Raw genomic sequence first — 17,937 nt, 5'->3', positions numbered from 1 at the left:
TCCTCATTTAAAGAAAGGAGGGAATTTCTCCCCTCCTTTTGCTGTTAATTACGGACGGTCACTTTCCGGTACATTTTTAAATACATCATCATAGCTATGGAATTCATCTTCAATAACTGTTGTCATAAGTTCATCTTTACCTACTGAAATCGGGTCCAGCTTAATGAATGGAACATCCATCTGGCCATTGTTTACAGAATCGGTAGCAGAAATTTCCTCACCTTTTGCTAATTGAACCGCTACTTCTGCGCTCTTTTCAGCAATTGCTTTAATTGGCTTGTAAACAGTCATTGTCTGTAAGCCCTCTGCAATACGTTGAACACCCGCCAAGTCAGCATCCTGCCCGGAAATTAATACTTTTCCAGCTAACCCCTGAGCTTCTAACGCCTGAATTGCGCCACCAGCCGTATTATCATTTGAAGCTACGACAACATCAATATCGTTTTTGTTTGCAGTAAGTGCATTTTCCATAATTTTCAATGCTTCATTTGCATCCCAGTCTTTCGCCCACTGATCGCCGACAATCGTAATATCACCTTTATCGACTAATGGCTGAATAATATTCATTTGCCCTTCACGGAACATTTTTGCGTTGTTATCTGTTGGAGATCCACCCATTAAGAAATAATTTCCATCAGGTTTTAAATTTACTAAATACTCCGCTTGCATTTCTCCCACACGTACGTTATCAAATGAAACATATGCACTGATATCTGCCCCATTAATCAATCGGTCATACGCTAATACTGGAACGTCTTCTGCATTTGCCTGCTCTACAACCGTAGATAAGGAATCTGAATTAATCGCAATAATTACTAATGCATCTAAATCCTGAGACAACATATTTTGAATTTGTGATAATTGCTTCGCTTCATCACCATTTGCAGACTGTACAACGACTTCAGCTCCCATTTCTTCCGCTTTAGCTACGAAGAAATCGCGGTCATGCTGCCAACGCTCCAATGTCAAGTCGGATACTGATAAGCCAATTTTCAATTTATCTCCTGTCGAATCACTTGAGCTAGCCTTACCTGTGTTTGAATCCCCCGCATCCTGCCCACAAGCTACCAATACCATTGACATTACTAACAGAATTCCAAAAAGAAAGCCCTTACATTTACGCATGAACTACACCCCTTTTAATATTTGTAATATTCTTAATTTAAAATTAGGATAACATGCCAATATTTGTTTGTCTATTGGATGAACAAAGTTTTTTTGTTATACTTTAATTAAATTTTCATGTTTGTATTGGAGGGATTGTTACTTTGTCTTGGAATCAACAAATAGGGAAAAAATTTAATAAGCAACAAATTTTAAATTATATTTTCTCTAAAAGGATCGTTTCGAGAGGAGAAATCATTGAAGAAATCGGATTAAAAAAAGCAACGGTTGCAAATTTAGTAACTGAACTAATAGAGGATCAACTAATCGTAGAAGACGGGAAAGATTTTTCAACTGGAGGAAGAAGATCTCAATTATTAAGGTTCAATGAAACAGCCGGTTTTGCACTCGGCATAGATATTGGCGTTAACTATTTATACGGAGCAGTCTTTAATTTAAAAGGGGAAATTGTTTTCGACAGTCTCCAACTCGTACCAACTATCCAGCTTGAACCGTATTTAAATAATATTTTGGATTTGATAGGACTACTCCTGGAAAATGTACCCCCTAGCCCATTCTCAATCGTCGGATTAGGCGTTGCTGTTCCAGGTTCTGTGAATAAAGATGGAATCATTATTATCGCGCCCAATTTACGATGGGAAAATTTTGATATCAGCAGCTATTTACGTGATCGATTTGACTTCCCTATCTATATTTCGAATGAAGCGAATGCCGGAGCTTATGCAGAATATATTTTTGAAAATAATAAAGAAACCTCAAACCTATTATATTTAAGTATAGGCATCGGGCTAGGTGTCGGGATTATAATTGATCATAATATTTATCTTGGTGTTAACGGCTATTCAGGTGAAAGCGGACATGCGATTATACATATGAATGGGCGTAAATGCACATGCGGCCGCAACGGATGTTGGGAAGCATACGCCTCAGAATATGCCCTTATTCATGATGCAACTTATATGTTAAAAGAACGCGAACTCTCATTGGAGCAGTTAATAACTTTAGCCGAGGAAGGTCATGAAGATGTTATACAATTATTTACGGAAACCGGTTACTATATCGGCCTTGGTATCACCAATTTAATTCAAACATTTAATCCTGAAAAAATTATTATCGGTAACCGTATTACAAAAGCGCAAAAGTTTATTGAGCAATCTATATTAGATACAATTCAATCGAATACGATGCATTTCCAGCGAGATAACTATTCTGTACAATTTTCAACATTAAAGGACCGTGCAATTGCTCTCGGTGCCGCCTCGTTCATTATTGATCAGTTCATTCAACTTCCGTTTGAATAATCTCCATTTTCTTATTATTGAATATATTAGTATAGTTAAAAAATGTATATTGTGTTATGATAAGCAAGCCTATCACACTCTCGAATAAATCTAAATTATTGGAGAAAAAACTAATGGAAAATCTTAATTTAATGCTTGAAAAACACAGTCATCTGGAAAGCGAACGTCTTTTTTTACGTCCGATTTCAATTGAAGATACTGAAGATATGTACGAATATACAGCGGATGAAGAAACAACGAAATTTCTTTATCATGCACACAAAGATCTAGAACAAACAAAGAAAATGATTGAGAATTATTTTCTGAAAGAACCTGCCGGGAAGTACGCGATCGTATTAAAAGAAAGCAATAAAATGATCGGTGCGATTGAATTCCGTGTCCATGAATGGAATAAAAGCGGCGAACTTGGTTTTACATTGAACCGCAGTTTCTGGGGAAAAGGCTATATATCAGAAGCAAGCAAAGTTGTATTGGATCTAGCCTTCAACATCCTTGGCCTAGAACGAGTATTTGCGGAGTCTCACGTTCAAAATGCTGCTTCCGCTAAAGTAATGGAGCGTTTAGGGATGACCCACGAAGGAACAATGCGAAAAAATCACATGATTAAAGGTACTCTTGTAGATAGTGTTTATTATTCTATTTTAAAAGAGGAGTTCCAGCAGGCTTAATTAATAATCTAGATCAATAAAATAAAGCCCTTCATTCTGATTCAGAGTGAAGGGCTTTTCCTATTCAATCGTTTCTCGCATTATTAATTAGAAAGGATTAGTATTCATTAATGTAGCGTTTTTGATATACATGCGGTTATTCAGCTTCAATTGCGCAATAATGTACTCTGCAATATCTTCCGGGTGCATATATTGATCTCTTTTTTCATCCGGCACTAAGTTCAGTGCATCCGCCAAATCTGTTGCAATTGTACTTGGTGCTAATGCAGTTACGCGAATATTGTTGCGGCGTACTTCCGCTGCTAACGACTCTGTTAAGCCGATGACACCGAATTTAGAAGCGCTGTATGCACTTGATGTTGCTGCACCATTTAAACCGTTTGTAGATGAGATATTGATAACATCACCTGCATTTTTTTCGATTAATTGCGGTACAATTGTGTGCGATACATAAAAAGTACCCATTACATTGATATCGACAATTTTCTTAAATTCTGCAGGGTCCATATCAACGAGCTTATCAAACTTTCCTACGCCCGCATTGTTAACTAAAATATCCGTTAACCCCAACTCTTCTTTTAGATGGGCAGCAGCTTTTTGCACTTGTTCCAAGTTCGAAACATCCGCCACTGCATAGGCAGCTTTAACACCATGGCTTTCGATTTCTTTTGCCACTTGCTGCAATGCATCTTCTGAACGTGCAATGATCCCTACGTTCACACCCTCTTTTGCTAATGCTACCGCTACCGCTTTACCGATTCCGCGTGCAGCACCTGTTACAACTGCTACCTTACCTTGTAATGTTTGACCCAATTTCATCGTCTCCTTTATACGTTATTCCAATATAATTTTAACATAGCAGGCTTCTTTACGTCTTATATTGCGTTCGGATCCTGTATGGATTTACTGCGCTAATTACCACGATTAGATAAACCTAAAATATTTTCAATTCGTCCTCTGTTATAACGTTGCGTTAATATAAATGGCAGATTCGCGAAAAGTGCGTAGAAAATATTAATCCAGCCTGCCCAAACAGGATTCCACAGGAAAAATAGAGGCGCAGGCAAGATAAGCAGCCAATGTGTCATCTCCGCTCTTTTGGTTTCTGCAGCAAAGACGATTAGATCTTCCCGCTTCGTACCATGTAAGTGGCTTTTATTGTAACTTTTCTTTGCAATCGATGACCCATCGATTAAGTGCTTTTTCCATTTCTTCACTAAAAACAGACGATTCCAGATTTCCCCGTGCTGCTCCCACTTTGCAATACGGAAAAATACACTATCCTTTAGAAAAAAGCGTAAAGGAATTTTGAAGCAAAGCACAGATATCGAAAAATGAAGAACGAGCCATGCTGCTATGTTAACAACGAGAAGCCAAACTGCATTAATAACTGTCATACCTCTCTCCTATTACACTTTGATTTTTCTGCCTCTCCACATTACCGAATGCAATACATGCGTACGGTATAATGAGTACAAAAATACTGCTGTAAAAAATAAAACAAAAATCGGATAGATCAAGAAAACCATTAGGTGGAAATTCCCTGCTCTTCTCGCAAGAAAATACAAATGCCCACCATATAATAAATAGACAACAATACTGCTGAAGAGCGCTACAAATGAATCCGTTAAAATGGCGAGTAATGGCGCCAATGCAGCCAGAATCACACCAAAAATCCAAAGCTGAATGAGCAGCATGACAGATTTATGAGTGGATTGCGATGCTGTTGCCAGATTTTTCGTCCAGCCTTCCATCAACTGCTTCGGCCCCTCTTCATACATCCGCATATTAATAATCCCTTTCCCGGCATAATTGGTCACCGGTAAGTCTTTCGCTATAAAAACATCACTTAGCGCAAAGTCATCCATAATTGATTCCTCCGCAGCTTCATGCCCTCCAGTTGTAATATAGCTCTCCTTATCACAAAGAATACATGGTCCAAAAGATCCTGCCGTTGCAAACTTGTCTTTCCAGAAAGTAAATACATTCATTCCTGTCAGCACAATAATATTAAAGATTACCGATAAATTTTCATATCGTTTTACAATACGATGATATGGTTGAATGGATAATATTCCTTTACTGTCTTGTTTGCTAAAGCTGTCTACAATCCGCTCAAGACTGTCCTCAGCGGCAAGCTGTACATCTGCATCCAAAAACAGCAGCAACTCTCCATTTGCAGATTGCGCCCCATATGCACAAGCATTGGATTTACCCGGACTCATCCCGCCTACTTGTTTACTTTTTAAAACCTTTGCTCCGTATGATAATGCAACTTCAGCCGTATGATCCGTGGAACCATCATCAACTACAATTATTTCGAAATGCTTCCAATTTTGCATTTGAAGCGACTTAAGTAATGGCGGCAAGCGAAGCGCTTCATTTCTTGCTGGTATGATAATCGATAATGAAGGCAATGGTTGATTACCCTCTATTGCCGGCGGTTTTCTTGTAGACCAAAACATCAGCACACCACATAATAAGCCGAGTAAGGATAGTATTTGCACAACCAAATACAAAGTTTCCATTCATCATGTTCCTTCCTTTTGTATTTGCCTTCTAGCTCGTACTACTTACTTCTTCCTATCTTGTTCGATCAGTTTCTTCGCCACCTGCTGTCCGCTAAGTGTAACCATTGGCATACCACCACCAGGATTTACAGTTCCTCCGACGAAATATAAATTGTCATAGCGTTCACTTTGCTTCGGGTGTTTAAATCCTTTATTCATTTTCTTATCGGATACAGTCCCGTAAATCGCTCCTCGGTCTGAAGAATACGTTCGTTCAATATCATGAGGTGTCCACATATCTTTTGTGACAATACTTTCTCTAAGATTGTCCAATCCCATGTTTTCCAGCTTGATTAATACCTTCTCCGCAAACTCGGTGTACTGCTGCCTAGTTAAAGGCTTTTCTTGAAGATGTGGAATATGCGGGAGAATTTTAAGATTTTCGTGACCCGGCAATGCTTGTTTTGGATCTGTTTTATTCACATTCACTAAATAAATGACCGGATCATCAGGAAGTTGGTGCTTATCAAAGATCAGATTCATTTGCTTTTTCGTATTTTTAGAGAAAAAGAAATTATGGTGGGCCAGTTGAGGGTAACTGTTTTTAACCCCTAAATGTAAAACAAGACCTGAGCTTGCAGGTTCGAATTTTTCATCTAATTTATCGGTATAACTTTCTTTTTCCTCGGTTAACTGTTTATATGTCGGGATGACTTCCATATTGGAAACAAAATAATCAGCAGTCAGTTTCGTACCATCATCTGTGTAAGCTGCCGTAATCATTCGTTTGTTTTTATCCAACTTTACGATCTTTTTCCCGAGATGGAATGTCACACCGATTTCTTCAGCTAGCTTCACTAAAGCATTTGCCAAATTGTGCATTCCGCCAGGCACATACCAGACCCCCTGGGCGTGCTGCATATAAATCATCATATTAAGGACAGCCGGCGCATGATAGGCCGAAGATCCGACATATTTTACAATATAACTTAGCATATCCCGGAATTGCGGGTTCTTAATTCTTTTATCGATCGCCTCAAACATTGTCGACGATAAATCAAATCTCCTTAATGATTGAAACGCACCGTGAAATTGAAGCACTTCCTTCAGATTATCTAATCCTTGATTAAAATAACCTTCCTCCGTGATCTCATATAGATCCTTAGAATATTCAAGTAATTTCTTGTATTGTTTAATATCTTTTTTCGTCAGCGACGGATTCAAATTTTCCATATCGTACAGATCTTCATGTAAATCAAGTGTATTACCATCAGGGAAAAATGAACGCCACTGATGGCTCAATCGCTGAATCTTCACATAATCACTCATTTTTTTTCCGCTTTGCTGAAATAACGTTTCGAATATGTGAGGCATCGTTAGTATGGATGGTCCTAAATCAAAACCGAAACCATCCTGTTCCAAACGGTTCAGCTTTCCGCCGAGATGTTTGTTCTGTTCATATATATCAACATCGTACCCTTTTTGCTGGAGCGAAATGGCTGCAGATAAACCGCCAAGCCCTCCGCCTATTACAACCACTTTTTTCTTACCGGACATATTGTCTCCCCCTCTAATTGCTTTTTATTTAAACTCTCATCTGTTCTAGCCGTTCCTTAGCCACAAAGTTTCTTTTCGTTAAGCAGTCATACTGATTTTCCCGAACCACATTTAAAATTTCCCGGTAAACAGTTGCTGCCGTCATAAGCGGTGCTTTACTATCGTCATCATAATTCATAAGGTGATTTGAAAATGCATCATATAAAGTTTCGGCCCGTACCGCCAAATGTTCCCAAAGATTGATAAACGATTCATCAATTAACTGTTGATTCAGCTTTTCTTCGCCATAACCGAAGCGTAATCGTTCCATCTCGGGAAGATAAATACGGTTCTTTTCATGAAAATCTTCACCTATATCCCGTAATATATTTGTAATCTGCATCGCAATACCGAGATCAACAGCAGTCTTTTTGAGATATTGGTGATTTTCCGTTGCAATAATCGGTAGAAGCATCAACCCGACAGAGCCGGCCACATAATAGCTGTACTCTTCTAATTGTTGGAGTGTTTTCGGTGAAGAAAAATCAATATCCATCTCTTGTCCAGTCAACTGATCATAAAAAGGCTGAATATCCATTTCAAATGTATTAAATACATGTCGCAGCGCTCTCCATAATGGATGATCTCGTTCTTCATGATGGCTGAAAAGATCGAGCTCATGGCGTAATTGATTGATAGCCGCGCTCTTAACTGCAGCAATTGGATTTTCGTCCACACTATCATCAGCTAATCTGCAAAAAGCATAAATGGCATAGACTGCATATCTCTTTTCGGCAGGAAGGCCTGAAAATGCAAAATAAAAGCTTTTGGAATGCTTTTTAATAATATTTTCACAGTATAGTAAATCCTCGTTCAATTGTTGCTGTATCATATCAATCTCCCCTTTTGTAAAATAGTTTAGTAGTCGAACTGAATCCCTTGATCATCTGACATGAGTTCCTGAGCAGCTATTTTAGCGGAGAGAAGAACGATCGGCACACCTGCACCGGGATGCGTACTGCTTCCTGTAAAGTATAGGTTTTCACAATGAGTTGCTTTACTTTGCGGGCGCATATGATTACTCTGTCTCAATGTCGGCTGCAAACCGAATGTTGCGCCGTTGTAGGCATTGAACCGCTGTTTGAAATCCAATGGTGTTGTGTACGATTCCGAGACAATTTCTTCTTCCAGATTTTCTAATCCTTTTATTTTTTTCATTTCACGAATTAAGTAATCCCGGTAGTATTGAATGGTTTCATCATTCCACTCATACTTCGCTGTTGAAAGTTCGGATACCGGCAGCAATACATAAATGGCTTCCTTTCCTTCCGGTGCCATCGACGGGTCGGCTTTAGACGGAATATGAATGTAAAATGCGCCATCCTGAAGCTTTTCCCCTGAAAAAATATCGTTTATATTTTTCTTCATCTCACTTTTGAATACAAAGTTATGCACGCCTTCTATTTGGTCGTATTTGCGGTTCGTTCCTAAATAAAGAAGGAAGCATGAGCAGGAATACTTCATCGCATCAATTTTTTCATCGGTGTATTTCCCCTTCGCCTTTTTATCTTGAACAAGCTCCTTCATTGCATATGGGAAGTCGGCATTACACATAACGTAATCTGCCTCTTCTTTTCTGCCATTTACATAAATTCCATCGGCACGACCGGACTCGATGGAAATTTTCTCGACGTTGGCATTGTAGTGGATTTTACCACCGAGTTCATAAAACAGTTTTTCCATCGATGTCGCCATTGTGTGCATCCCGCCTTTGATAAACCAAACCCCGTACAGAAATTCAATCATAGGAATAATGGAATACAGTGATGGTCCGTTGTATGGGGAGATACCTATGTACAATGTTTGAAAACTAAGCATATTTTTAATTCGTTCATCTTTTATATATTTACCAATAAAATGATCGGCACTATCGAAGGTTTTTAATTTTAAAGTTTGCTTAATCATAAATGGATTGTAAAAGTCTTTAAATTTGCGGAAAGGCCGTTGGATAAAATAATTCTTTGCGATGATAAAGCGTTTATATATTTCCTGTAAGTAATCCAGAAAACCTTGTGCATCATCAGGGTTTATACTTTCCAGTGTTTTCATCATTTCGGTTAAGTCAGACGAACCTTTATAAGGGCGATCCATCTCGTCTTTAAAATACACTTGAAACATTGGATTGAGTTTTTCCATTGGTATGTAGTCATCAGGGTCCCGGCCGCATAATTCGAAAACCTCCCTGTATAGTTCAGGCATCATCACAATGGTCGGTCCTAAATCAAATTTAAAACCATCCTTTTCAATACGATGCATTTTCCCGCCCGGCATTCCTTCCTTTTCAAACAATTCCACTTCATAACCCGCTTGCTGTAGACGAATTGCACTTGCCATGCCAGCTACACCAGCACCAATAACAATGACTTTTTTTTTCATATTTGCGCTCCCCTATAAATTATTTAAATGATGATATTCGCTCTTTTTCATATGTAGATTTCTTCTCATCGTTCAACGTTGTACAAAATAGATATTTGTATAACCTTTTATTTTCAATTTTTTACTTTTCCTCTAAAACGTTTACCCTTTATGCTTTGCTTTCAATCCTAATATTTAAGTTACTTTTTCAGTTTTATTGTTCAATTTTTAAATTTCTATTCATTTATAATCTCCGTTGAATTTTACTAGGTTTGTATAATGTTTTTAGTGAAAATCCAGCAACACAATAAAAAAGACACTAATTCAAATTGAATTGTGTCTTACAGATTGTTATTTTAATTTTACTTCGACAAATTTCTATATAAGTTTGCTTACATGTAAAAACTATAGGCATTACATAACACTGCTTTTACAGCGTTGCCTATACGCAATGTATTGTTTGGATATGTTCAATATTTACATACGTCCGTTTCTCTTTTGCTGTTATCAGCTCGAGCATCTTGCCGTTAATACTTTTTACTTTCCCGATATGATGTGTTTTCTCCCCCATATTTAACACGATCAGCTTATTCAATAGTACCGCCAGCTGTTGTTGGAAATTCGCTTCAAACTCCTTTTTCGCTTGTTTCCAGCTAAACTCTGTCTCAGTTAAACCATACGGTCGCTCGTTAGACGTATAAGGAATAAGCCATTTTATATGTTTTATGGGAATATAGATTTCTTTATAAATAGGTGAATCGAACACAAGATAATCCTCCATAACCTCAAGAATCGTGCCATATAAGTACTTTTTACCGATAATACATATTTCCTGGTTAATTCCCTTTGCCTCTTTCAGGATACTCTCAAATGTTAAATTCTTTTTATTATCTATCAAAGGAATAATCGGAGAATCGGAAGGCTCTGCAAATTCAGTATCTGGTGTATCCGCTACAATATACTCAATATGGCTCACGGGGATATAAATAAAATTTTCTCCGTTAAATAATACAATAATGTCGCTGCCGCTATCGAAAATAGTCCCTTTAAAAAGCTGATCTCCTATTAAACTGACTGTGACATATTCTTTTTGATCTCCTAGCCATATGTCATACAAATTACTTCCTCCTATCTACTGAACAACCAGCATAATCCATAAATACAAACTAAATAAACTGACAAACAATCCAATTGGAATAACAAGGAATGTAACTTTCAAATATTTCCGCCATGTCATTTTCACACCAAACTTTTTAAGTTCAAACATCCAAATTAATGTGGCGAGTGTACCGATTGGTGTTAACAGCGCTCCTATATCACTCCCGATTACACTGGCGAGATATGCAATCTGTACAATAAGAGGTTCCAGTCCCATATCAACAATTGCCATTGTGCTAAACATGACAGCCGGCAAATTATTTACTAAATTTGAAAGCACAGTAGTCAGCATTCCCATAATGATTGTTGCCTGTAACGCATCCTGGGCTATGAACTCCCTTAATGAAGATACAATGAAGTCATTTAAACCGACATTTTTGAGCCCATAAACAAGGACATACATATTAAAGGCAAATAAAAATATTTGCCATGGTGTATTTCTTATCACATCTTTAATTCCAATGCGTATACGAATCCACCGATAAATAATGAGAATAGCCGCACCGAATAATCCGATAAATTCCAGCGAGATACCAAAAGGAGTGAGGGCAAAAAACGCAATTCGAGTTATTATAATAATGAGGATACATATTTTGAACATCTTCCAGTCGATATCTTCCGGATTGCCTGCCGGATCAAGAGGATGAGTATATAATTGAGTAGAATGGAGGTGTGCACGTTTTAAGGGAAACATTATAGAAACTTTCGGTATATCCTTTTTGAAATATAAAAAAAGCAGCCAGGCGATAACAAAAATACCAATCATCGATGGGATAAACATCATAAGTACATAATCATTTAAAGTGAGTCCGATAATTTTCAGTGCAATTAAGTTCGCAATATTACTAACTGCAATGGGGGCACTGGCAGCTGTAGCAATAAGAGCACCTGAAATTAAGTATGGATACATTTGATGCGGTTTAAATTTGAGTAGTTGGACTATACGAATGATGATTGGTGTAGTAATCAAAATACTGCCATCATTATTAAACAGCATTGTCATTAAAAAGCAGAGCAAATTTGTATAAACATAAAGCCTAATGCCAGATCCTTTAGACCTGTTGACAATGTTGAACGCAATCCACTTGAAAAAGCCGATACTTTCCAAAACAATCGTCATCATAATGGTCGAAAGGATGGTAAGTGAAGGTCCACTGACGATGCCCAGAATATCAAGAATGTCAGTCCACGATACAATACCCAGGATTAACACAATTGCCGCCCCGATAGTTGTTGGAACCGTTTCGTTCACATTCTTAGGTCTCCATAACATAAAGACAATCGTGAATGTAAAGATAATAAGCATCATGATGAGCGAGCTATCCCACATTAATATCCGCCGCCTCATTACTAATAAATTTCGATCTTACTGGTTCATGTGCTACTTCTTTCTCTAGTTCCATTACTGGTTCGATTCCTGGCCCGTTGACTAGTCTTTGTTCAATTGGAGCTGAAATATATAATTTATAAAATAAACCTCCCACTATTGAGAAGTAGAGGATTATAAATAAAATGAGCACCATTTCACCTCCTTCTTTTAGGATTTTGGCACGAATATTAGTTTAATGACTTTTTAAGTGGCTAAATAAGCTATTACTTTCTTCTGTTTCCTGAAGACTTTGAATTCGAACTACTTTTTGCTTCTTGACTTTGAGCTTCCTGACCTTCTTCTTGGCTCTCTTCTTTTACACCGAAGCTGATATTGCGAATATGGAACATTGAAAGCTGGATAACTTCTTCCTTAGAGAAAATCGTTACGTAATCATCTTCAACCTCATTTAAAATCCCCTCAAGTGATTCCGGGCCACCGCGGTTTACCTTTACCCAGCTATGTCTAAAATTCGTAATGACGGACTTGAAATCTTCGCCTTGGTAGTAACCTACATTTTCATTTCCTTCGAATCCTTTGTCTAGACCGCCCTTAGCATGAAGTGTAATACTCTTTACGTGTTGCATTTTGTAGTAAACAACACCATCATCTTTCGTGAATAGCACAAAATAATCCCCTTCTACTGCCAGCAACATTCCAACGCGTGACTCTGGACCACCTCTGTCGATTTTTACAACTTTCCCGACAAGCGAAAGCATTAAGTCTCTGTTCATGATGTTATACTCCTCCTATTTTTAGCTTACTGAAATAATATGAATTCAATTTTTTAATAAAGAGATAAAGCGCCCACGGTTTCAAAACTTTACATTAACGGCATTTAACCCGAGCGTACTAAATTGCCTTTTAGTAAAGAGGTAACTATAGATTTAAACCAAGAAAGGCTTTGTACTACACGGCTGTTTAATAAGCAGGTCTTTTCGGAATTAGCTTTCACAATTGGAAATAAATAAAGGTAGTTATTGCTGTTATTTTCAAATCTTAAATAACAACAATCATCTAACTGTGATTACTCAAATACAATTCACTCCTGTATCCTTTTCATAATTTAATTGCTATATATTTTATGAAAACGATGCGAAGAAGGTTAAAAAGAGGCATTATTTTATAATAAAGAAGGAAAAATTTTATAAGTTGAGGGGTTCTGGAAATATGAATAATTACAAAATAAAAAACCAACCCCACATGGCTTTCGCTTTGTGGAGTTGGTTTTTACTTTTCAAGCACTTGTTGTACTACATTCCCATTTAAAGTTTAATTTTGCATATATCCAGCACAGGAAATTTTACTTAATTTTTATATAGTTATTAGAATTTTCATACAACCAAACTATATTCCCGAAATCATCTATAGTAAATGCCGCTATATGATCATCTTCTCTAAATACTGCTGTATCGTTTTCGTTTTCGTTTTCGGGAAGCGTTAACTCAATCACTCCAGCAATATCTTTTGCTGTTAGGGTTTTTGTTTGCACTGTTTGTATCCCCGACACTGTATATCCTCTATAAGCTGCAAAAATCTCTTCAGAAGTTACCTTTGTTTTATTTACGAGAGTTGCGTAATATAGCGTTTGGTTTATAGTTAAATCAAGGTCATTATCTCTACCTATAACAACACCAAATCCTACACCGACTTCTAGTTTTTTAGAATATTTCCTACCATTTAATATCGACGGATTAACAAGTTCTGCGCCCCAATATTCATTTTTAATCTTACCTGGCCAGTAGTACTTACCGATGACATCTAGATTAAATGCATTTTTGTCTACATAATCATATGCGTCTTCGTTATTTTCAAGCATTGTAACTCTTATCGTGTCACTAGCTGTAGAAGATACAGCAGTTGATGTTGTTATTACTAAAGTCGACTGACTACCTGTCGACGTTCCAGGGGTATAGCTCTTCACTGAAAACTGATCAGTGATATTATCTGAGCTGTTATCTGTTATTTTCATTATTTTTGATAAATCAAAACCTGGTATAATACTAGACTTGTTAAACTTACTTACATCATTTTGTCGCATAATTGACTCATTAAAAGTAATGGTAAATTCCGCTGTATTAGTTTCTAACGGATCTCCTTTACGATAAATAACTGAATTTGTAAGATATGGCTTCACACCATCCGTATAAAAATCCTTAACAATTAGTTTACCATTCGGCTCATCTGTCGATATTGGTGGAGTATCATTATCTACCTCTCTTATCGTAAAATTACCATATACATCTTCTACACCTATTAAAAATGAATATTCCATATGTGGATTTAAGTTTGTAATTTCAACTGTTGGATTACCAGCTTTAAACCCTTCTTTTTTATAAAGACCAGCCTGGTTAGCAAAACTTGTAAAGTATTGTAAACGTGTTTTATTATCAAAGGAAGTATTATTGATATTCTTAATTTCCGAACGGGTTTCTAATAAACCTTTGGTCGTATGATTAAAATAGTCTGCACCTTTAGAATCTGTATTCCATATATAGGTATTGGTATTATTTGGATCTTTTCTATACTTAGGGATTGCTGCCACATGAAGTGTACCATTCTCATCTGAATTAAATGTTATTAAAGCTGTTTCATTTTTATATCTATCTATTCCTGTTATTGGTGACTGAATAATATAATTCGAAGTCAATGGTGGCTTTGTATCAGTAATCAATGTTTTTTGATCCCAAACGGATATCTTTCCTGAACGATCCTTTAGCAAAATATAAATAGAGTAATCTTTAAATTCACTGATTCCACTTGGTCTAGAAATAGGCGGCAATGTAATTTTCCCTAATTCTGCCGGTCCGGTACCTTTAGCTAAATAATCATTTAAACTATCCGTTTGAAATTTTCCAGTTACTGTTTCAGAATCAAATTCATCAACAAAATCTCGTGGTGTAATAGTATCTTTATCATCAAAATATCCATTCTCCAATATCATATAGTAATAAGTACCAGCTTTATTGGTCGTTACGTCAATTAAAAATTTGTTGTCTGTTGGTGAAGATTCAACTTTATCAATCTTTAATTTTGGCGCTAATGCATCGGTATGGTTATATACCGCATAGTTACGTGGTGGATTTCCTCCAGGAGCTGTTAGCGCGCTTTCAAATTCATTTTCCGCCAAGTCTTTTACTCCTGGTAATACCGTTGCACGAATTGTATCTCCATTTACCAATGCTGTAACAGAAGGAATCTTAATACGAATACGTTTATCAGAATAAATTACTTCACTAGGTTTAATTTCTTTTTGACCTGTAATATTGACAATGCCGGTTCCTGATAATACATAGTTATTAACATTTTCAGCGCTTGCTTTATCTAACTCTTCACTGACTGAAATGTAAAAGTAACCTTCATTTGAATTAGATGAACTTACAGGCGTTAATTCAGTATTAATAACATACGGATAAGTCGTATCCGGTGCTTCTGTCTTCAACGTAATCTTCGGAGCAGGGTTGCGCATTTTATTTCCTGATTTATCGACCATCACCGCATATATTTCATACTCTGTATTTGGCTTAATATCACCGATTGCAGGAGTTGCACCATATTTCGTTTCAGTAATGACAACATCATCAGGTTTTGTAATTGTCCCTTTTCCCGTATAGCGTTTCATAATTTCATCGACAGTCGGATCCGGCATCGTAACGGGTGATTTTTCGCGAATATAGTAATAGTATTCGCCCGGCTCGGTAATTCCCTTAATAACAAATTGTACACGCTTACCGCCATACATCGTTTCGCCTTTATCGAGGCGGAATGTCGGTGGTCGGTTATCGATTGTCGAGAATTCCTGCTCTTCCTTCTCCGATACATTATCCGCATCATCAATGACGATTGCATAAATGACATAGTCCGTCATTGTCTCCAGACCGGATACAGTAAATTTCACAGGCTCGTCCATTACGAGTGGACCATTGCCGTTATATTTTGTACCGCCTGTTTTAATCTCGCTTATTGTCGGCGCTTTTTCATTCGCCTTTTTAATGACATAGTAGTACGTACCATCTTCATCTGCTGTTAATGTCACATCGGCTGTCGATCCGCCTGCTTCCACATCCAGCTGTGTAATGGTTGGAGACGTAACATCGGTAACAATCGTATTTTCAACCGGATCACGGTCAACTGCTTTTCCGTCTTCGTCCTCCACATAACCAATGTTCGGATCATCGATTTTATAATCGTCAAACACATCATTTACTGTTTTGTTGTTTGGGATAATCGCTTTAGAAATATAGGCATGTGTACCAAGATTCGTAAAGCCGTTGCTTGATGTAATGTAATAATAATCATACGTGCTGTCTGTATTCAGATACACATTTTTCAATGTATTTTTGTAGACATATTGAATATCATGTACGCCATAAATAGAGACATTATAGTCCGTATCAATATACATTGCTTTCGGGCTTGCATACAGCTCTATATTTGCTACATTTCCCTGAACTGTCAGGCGGTCGATATCATAGTTGGCTTTTAAAAACGTACGGTCAGCCGTTACATACAATTGACGAATATCCGCATTTTCAAAATCCACATACTTCTTAATGTTCGCCATCCGTTCAGTATACTTTTGCAGGTGCTCAGGTTTTGTCGGATCCGGCTTATCCTGTAGCGTTTCCTTATCCACAGGGTTTAGGAAATCTTCATTTTTCGGATCTGTAGGTGTTCCCCAGTCGATAAACGATGCGAAGTTTCCTATACTTGCAATGCGTACATTCTCCAATGCGCCAAGAGAACGTCGAGGTGCTTCTGCAACTTCTACACGTCCTGTAAAATTAATATTTTTAAAGCGAACATAGCTTCCATGAACGACAAGTTCTCCTGCAAACGAAGAATAGCCCCCATCAAGCGCCAATAAACGCGAAGAATTTCCGCTCGCATTGATTGTCAGCTTCGAAATATTTTGTAGGGTCTTCCCTGAATAGCTTCCTTCGATATAGGCACCTTTTAATACATTTTGATTTCCCGCATTAATAATACTGCGTAAATGGGATGCCACAGTGTACGCGACACCGTTTATGTATATTTGATTTCCTACAATATCCCCGACTACGTAGACAGGGTTGCCACGGTCTGCTTTTTCTGCACGCCAAATAAAAGTCGCCATCTGTCCGCGTGTTACGGTATTAAATGGATCAAATGAAACAGGAGTTTTTCCTTTTGTTATATTCAAATCGTAAAGTGTCTGTATAAAATATGCATTGGCATTTTTATTCGAAACATCCTTAAAACCGTGGTTAAGTTTTGTGGAAACGCCAAACTTGAAGCCAAGCGTTAATATTTTCGCCATTTGTCCGCGTGTAATCGGCTCTTTTGGCTTAAAAGTTTTATCTGAATAGCCACTAATGACACCCGCTTCTGCCAATGCAGCGATGTAACGATAGTTTGGATTATTCACCGTCACATCTTTAAAGCCGGGATTTTTTGGATTTGTTATATTAACATCAATCGTCAGTGCCAGCATTTTTGCGGCATCTTCACGAGTAATTGCTGCGTTTGGTTTAAATGTACCGTTTGAATAGCCTGTTGCAATTTTACGGTTGGCTAAATCGATAATCGGCTCATAATAATCCGCATTTGGGTTTAAATCACTGAATGAATAGGCATTTGCCTGGTGAGGTATTGCGACTAGCACACCACTTGTCGCCAAAACTGTTGCGACCGCTGCCTTTGAAAGTTTTTGTGCTTTTTTCGAGTCCATGTTAGAAAATCCCTCCTTTTTGAAATGTCGTCACATGTTCAATCTAGTAAAAACTTCTATTATTTATATCGGCTAACAGTGCGCAAAACTGTATGAAATTTATGTAGTTTTTCATTTTAATTCTGGATTTCTAAATTTGGACAAA

At 37.4% G+C, this 17,937-nt stretch carries 14 protein-coding genes; 2 read left to right on the top strand and 12 right to left on the bottom strand.

From position 1 onward, the window contains the following. Positions 1–48 precede the first annotated feature (48 nt). Positions 49–1,125, bottom strand: a complete 1,077-nt coding sequence (gene xylF, locus MKY71_RS00910) for a D-xylose ABC transporter substrate-binding protein (RefSeq protein ID WP_340731262.1) — start codon at positions 1,123–1,125, stop codon at positions 49–51. A 143-nt stretch (positions 1,126–1,268) separates the two neighbouring features. Between xylF and MKY71_RS00905 the strand changes: the two genes are divergently transcribed. Both MKY71_RS00905 and MKY71_RS00900 read left to right on the top strand, forming a co-directional pair. Further along, positions 1,269–2,426, top strand: coding sequence for an ROK family protein (locus tag MKY71_RS00905; protein WP_340731261.1), 1,158 nt, complete (start codon positions 1,269–1,271; stop codon positions 2,424–2,426). Between the two features lie 113 nt (positions 2,427–2,539). Next, the gene (locus MKY71_RS00900; protein WP_339174764.1) at positions 2,540–3,094 is read left to right on the top strand and encodes a GNAT family N-acetyltransferase; all 555 of its coding nucleotides are present in this window, start codon (positions 2,540–2,542) and stop codon (positions 3,092–3,094) included. Between the two features lie 87 nt (positions 3,095–3,181). On the opposite strand, the gene MKY71_RS00895 is transcribed toward MKY71_RS00900, so the two are convergent. The 11 genes from MKY71_RS00895 to MKY71_RS00845 all read right to left on the bottom strand — a co-directional run bounded on the left by MKY71_RS00895 (position 3,182) and on the right by MKY71_RS00845 (position 17,792). Then, a complete protein-coding gene (locus tag MKY71_RS00895; RefSeq protein WP_340731260.1) occupies positions 3,182–3,907 on the bottom strand; it encodes a 3-ketoacyl-ACP reductase in 726 nt (241 codons plus the stop codon). A gap of 98 nt (positions 3,908–4,005) precedes the next feature. After that, positions 4,006–4,491: a glycosyl-4,4'-diaponeurosporenoate acyltransferase CrtO family protein gene (locus tag MKY71_RS00890; protein ID WP_340731259.1), complete on the bottom strand. Its 486-nt coding sequence runs from the start codon at positions 4,489–4,491 to the stop codon at positions 4,006–4,008. 12 nt (positions 4,492–4,503) lie between these two features. Next, complete coding sequence (locus MKY71_RS00885; protein ID WP_340731258.1) at positions 4,504–5,622, bottom strand: glycosyltransferase; 1,119 nt, start codon at positions 5,620–5,622, stop codon at positions 4,504–4,506. 45 nt (positions 5,623–5,667) lie between these two features. Continuing rightward, positions 5,668–7,161, bottom strand: a complete 1,494-nt coding sequence (locus MKY71_RS00880; RefSeq protein WP_339174759.1) for a phytoene desaturase family protein — start codon at positions 7,159–7,161, stop codon at positions 5,668–5,670. Between the two features lie 28 nt (positions 7,162–7,189). Further along, a complete protein-coding gene (locus MKY71_RS00875) occupies positions 7,190–8,032 on the bottom strand; it encodes a phytoene/squalene synthase family protein (RefSeq protein WP_340731257.1) in 843 nt (280 codons plus the stop codon). Positions 8,033–8,058: 26 nt separating this feature from the next. Next, positions 8,059–9,576, bottom strand: a complete 1,518-nt coding sequence (locus MKY71_RS00870) for a phytoene desaturase family protein (protein WP_340731256.1) — start codon at positions 9,574–9,576, stop codon at positions 8,059–8,061. A 421-nt stretch (positions 9,577–9,997) separates the two neighbouring features. Continuing rightward, positions 9,998–10,672 (bottom strand): hypothetical protein, encoded by a 675-nt coding sequence (locus MKY71_RS00865; RefSeq protein WP_340731255.1) that lies wholly within the window; start codon positions 10,670–10,672, stop codon positions 9,998–10,000. Between the two features lie 15 nt (positions 10,673–10,687). Further along, positions 10,688–12,043, bottom strand: coding sequence for an arsenic transporter (locus MKY71_RS00860; protein ID WP_340731254.1), 1,356 nt, complete (start codon positions 12,041–12,043; stop codon positions 10,688–10,690). After that, entirely contained in the window at positions 12,033–12,233 is a 201-nt protein-coding gene (locus MKY71_RS00855; RefSeq protein ID WP_340731253.1) for a hypothetical protein, read from the bottom strand. Before MKY71_RS00855 ends, MKY71_RS00860 begins: the two co-directional genes overlap by 11 nt. A gap of 73 nt (positions 12,234–12,306) precedes the next feature. Next, on the bottom strand, positions 12,307–12,816 hold the full coding sequence (locus tag MKY71_RS00850; protein WP_339196907.1) for a hypothetical protein: 510 nt from the start codon (positions 12,814–12,816) through the stop codon (positions 12,307–12,309). Between the two features lie 569 nt (positions 12,817–13,385). After that, on the bottom strand, positions 13,386–17,792 hold the full coding sequence (locus tag MKY71_RS00845; protein ID WP_340731252.1) for an S-layer homology domain-containing protein: 4,407 nt from the start codon (positions 17,790–17,792) through the stop codon (positions 13,386–13,388). Positions 17,793–17,937 lie beyond the last annotated feature (145 nt).

This window comes from Solibacillus sp. FSL W7-1324 (assembly GCF_038008025.1).
GTDB lineage: Bacteria > Bacillota > Bacilli > Bacillales_A > Planococcaceae > Solibacillus.
Note: the sequence above shows the minus strand (reverse complement) of the source record. Positions and strands in the feature narration are given on the sequence as shown.

What these genes read in the sequence shown, in the direction of transcription:
- xylF (WP_340731262.1), bottom strand. Translation starts at nt 1,125, where the DNA reads ATGCGTAAATGTAAGGGCTTTCTTTTTGGAATTCTGTTAGTAATGTCA.
- MKY71_RS00900 (WP_339174764.1), top strand. Translation starts at nt 2,540, where the DNA reads ATGGAAAATCTTAATTTAATGCTTGAAAAACACAGTCATCTGGAAAGC.
- MKY71_RS00890 (WP_340731259.1), bottom strand. Translation starts at nt 4,491, where the DNA reads ATGACAGTTATTAATGCAGTTTGGCTTCTCGTTGTTAACATAGCAGCA.
- MKY71_RS00885 (WP_340731258.1), bottom strand. Translation starts at nt 5,622, where the DNA reads ATGGAAACTTTGTATTTGGTTGTGCAAATACTATCCTTACTCGGCTTA.
- MKY71_RS00880 (WP_339174759.1), bottom strand. Translation starts at nt 7,161, where the DNA reads ATGTCCGGTAAGAAAAAAGTGGTTGTAATAGGCGGAGGGCTTGGCGGT.
- MKY71_RS00875 (WP_340731257.1), bottom strand. Translation starts at nt 8,032, where the DNA reads ATGATACAGCAACAATTGAACGAGGATTTACTATACTGTGAAAATATT.
- MKY71_RS00870 (WP_340731256.1), bottom strand. Translation starts at nt 9,576, where the DNA reads ATGAAAAAAAAAGTCATTGTTATTGGTGCTGGTGTAGCTGGCATGGCA.
- MKY71_RS00860 (WP_340731254.1), bottom strand. Translation starts at nt 12,043, where the DNA reads ATGTGGGATAGCTCGCTCATCATGATGCTTATTATCTTTACATTCACG.
- MKY71_RS00850 (WP_339196907.1), bottom strand. Translation starts at nt 12,816, where the DNA reads ATGAACAGAGACTTAATGCTTTCGCTTGTCGGGAAAGTTGTAAAAATC.
- MKY71_RS00845 (WP_340731252.1), bottom strand. Translation starts at nt 17,792, where the DNA reads ATGGACTCGAAAAAAGCACAAAAACTTTCAAAGGCAGCGGTCGCAACA.